This window comes from Acidimicrobiales bacterium, assembly GCA_036273495.1.
In the GTDB taxonomy this organism is placed as follows: Bacteria; Actinomycetota; Acidimicrobiia; order Acidimicrobiales; family JAJPHE01; genus DASSEU01.
The window spans coordinates 1-2,503 of sequence record DASUHN010000433.1; the positions used below are offsets into that span (position 1 = coordinate 1).

Annotated in this window: 2 protein-coding genes; one reads left to right on the plus strand and one right to left on the minus strand. The window is 72.6% G+C overall.

From position 1 onward, the window contains the following. The first annotated feature begins 231 nt into the window (after window positions 1-231). Window positions 232-1,272, plus strand: a complete 1,041-nt coding sequence (locus tag VFW24_18775; GenBank protein HEX5268817.1) for a Rieske 2Fe-2S domain-containing protein — start codon at window positions 232-234, stop codon at window positions 1,270-1,272. A gap of 23 nt (window positions 1,273-1,295) precedes the next feature. Here VFW24_18775 and VFW24_18780 read toward each other — a convergent pair whose 3' ends face one another. Next, a complete protein-coding gene (locus tag VFW24_18780; protein HEX5268818.1) occupies window positions 1,296-2,456 on the minus strand; it encodes a DUF222 domain-containing protein in 1,161 nt (386 codons plus the stop codon). Between the last annotated feature and the right edge of the window lie 47 nt (window positions 2,457-2,503).

A 2,503-nucleotide genomic window follows, 5' to 3' on the forward strand; every position in this document is an offset into this window, starting at 1 on the left:
GGGCCCTTACCCGCCATCCGCCGTGCCCCGTTGTCGTGGTCCCTCGGCCCACCGCTGCAAGCCTCGGCCGGCCGGAGCTCCAGGCGCCGGCTCCGGTCCCTGCAGAGCAGGCAACCGGGCCGGACCCCCGTCACCGGGCCGCGTCGTGACCACGCAGCACGAGAGTCCACTTCAGCCCTAGCGTCGGGCCCTTCACGATTCCGCAAGGCTTGCTGGGGGACGATCGACCGGATGGCCGGGCGACCGCAGCACGACGTTCAGACGCTGCTGCCACTTCGCGCCTTCCTGGGTCTCACGTTCTGCTTCGCCGGGCTGCAGAAGCTGTCCAACCCCAACTTCTTCAACCCCGCCAACCCAGCCTCGATCCAGTCCCAGCTCGCAGGTGCAGCGCGCCGCAGCCCTCTGCACGGCCTCCTCGGCGGTCTGGGACACGTGGCCGTGCCTCTCGGCGTGTTGATCGCCTTCGCTGAGCTGGCCATCGGCCTCGGCACCGTGTTGGGGCTCTACACCCGGCTCGCGGCGGGCGGCGGCGTACTGCTGTCGCTGTCCCTGTTCCTCACCGTGAGCTTCCACGCCAACCCCTTTTACACGGGCTCCGACATCGTGTTCGTGTTTGCGTGGACACCTCTCCTCATCGGCGGGCCCGGACGACTCTCCGCCGACACCCTGCTGGCCGATGCCGCCCGGCGCACCGCGCCCGCGGGCATGGGGGGAGCCGTGCTGGACAGGCGCAGCTTTGCCGTTCGAGGAGCGGCCGCCGGCGTCCTGGGTCTGTTCGGCCTGGTGACCGGTGGCTTGTCGGCCGGGATCGGCCGGCTCGCCGGCGGCAGCACGTCCAGCCGGCAGACACGGTCTCTCGGTGCTGCTCCCCCTTCGACCCGGACCGCGCCGACCACGCCGGCCACGCCGAATCCGGCAACCTCTCCTCCTCCGCCTCCGACCACGACCACGTCGCCGCGGCCGCCCGGCACCCGCATCGGCCCTGCCAGCAGCGTTCCGGTGGGCGGAGCGGCCTCGTTCCAGGACCCCGGAACAGGGGACCCGTCACTGGTGGTGCAGCCCGAGCGCGGCGTCTTCCTGGCCTTCGACGCCGTGTGCCCGCACGCCGGATGCCCGGTCGAGTACTCGGCGTCGGACCGGTCGTTCGTGTGCCCGTGCCACGGATCGCAGTTCAACGGGCGCACCGGGGCGGTCGAGGTGGGGCCGGCTCAAAGCGGGCTCACCCGGATCGCGATAGCCGAGGACTCCGACGGCCAGCTCTATGCAAAATGAGAGCGCCATCGCCGGATGACCCCCTACGCCGCGTCGGGCGGGGGTGGTCGCCCGCTCCTCGGGTCCTTGGCCCGGTTGTGGAACCCGCACAGCAGCTGGCCGTTCTCCTGGATGGTCGGGCCGTCCTGGGAGTACGGGATCACGTGGTCGACCTGGCACTGCGGGAGGCGACGGTCGCAGTAGGGATGGGCACAGCGCCGGTCTCGCAGCTCCACTGCCCGCCGGGTGGCCCCGGTGAACAGCCGGGCCCGCTTGGACACCTCCACCCTTCTCCCCGGCCCGAACACCGCCCGCTCGATGTAGGCGCCGTCGAGCCAGGGCACCACGGCGCGGGGGGAGATCACGGTGCCGTTGGCCAGTTCCAGGATGCGCCCGTGCAGGGTCTCGTAGCCCACGAACACCGAGAACAGGGGGGCGGGGCGCTGGGCCCCGGGGGGCGTGGAGGCCGACCGGGTGGCCATCTCGACCAGGGCGTCGGCCCGGCGCTGGGCGGCGCTCCGGTCCAGCTCGTCAGGCCTGGGATCGTGGCCCAGTCTCGCTTTGGCCGCCGCCCAGTCGGCCGCGAAGGCCTGGTTCTCCAGGCGGGCCAGCTCGGCGTCCACGATCGCCCCCGAGAGCGGGTCGAGGGTCATCTTGCCGAACCAGGTGCCCCCCAGGGACTCCACCAGGTAGACGTCGCGCCGGTTGCGGCGCTCCTCCTCGTCGGAGTCGGTCCCCTCGGGATCGGCGTGCTGTTTCCAGTAGGCGGCAACGGCTGCGAAGTCGTCGAAGCGGAGCGAGGCGGCCTGTCCCACCAGGGACTCCTCGGCCTCGGTGAGGTCGTACATGGTGCGCCGGTTGCCGAGGCCGACCAGGACGGCGGCGTGGGCCGCCCCGATCCGGCCCTCCAGCCAGGCCGCCTCGGCATGGGGAAGGCCGTGGATGCGCCGGCCCAGGCGGGCCGCCCTGCGGCACTCCGGGGTGGGAAGGCGCGTCTCGGTGGACAGCCACGCCGGGCCCGACCGGGCCCCGCTGGCGGCCCACTCCCCGCCGTCGGCGAAGTCGCCTTCGGCAATGGCGGTCACCGCCTGGAGGCGGGACAGGGCCCGGCACAGCCGGACCGTCTCCTGCCCCGTCGGGCGGGGCCGGTCCTCGGCCGTCACCGCCTCGACGAGGTGGTCGAGCGCCTCCTCCAGCGCCGTCAATTCCATGGGTGTATTTCACCAGGAGGGTGTGACAGTGCCGGGAAAGG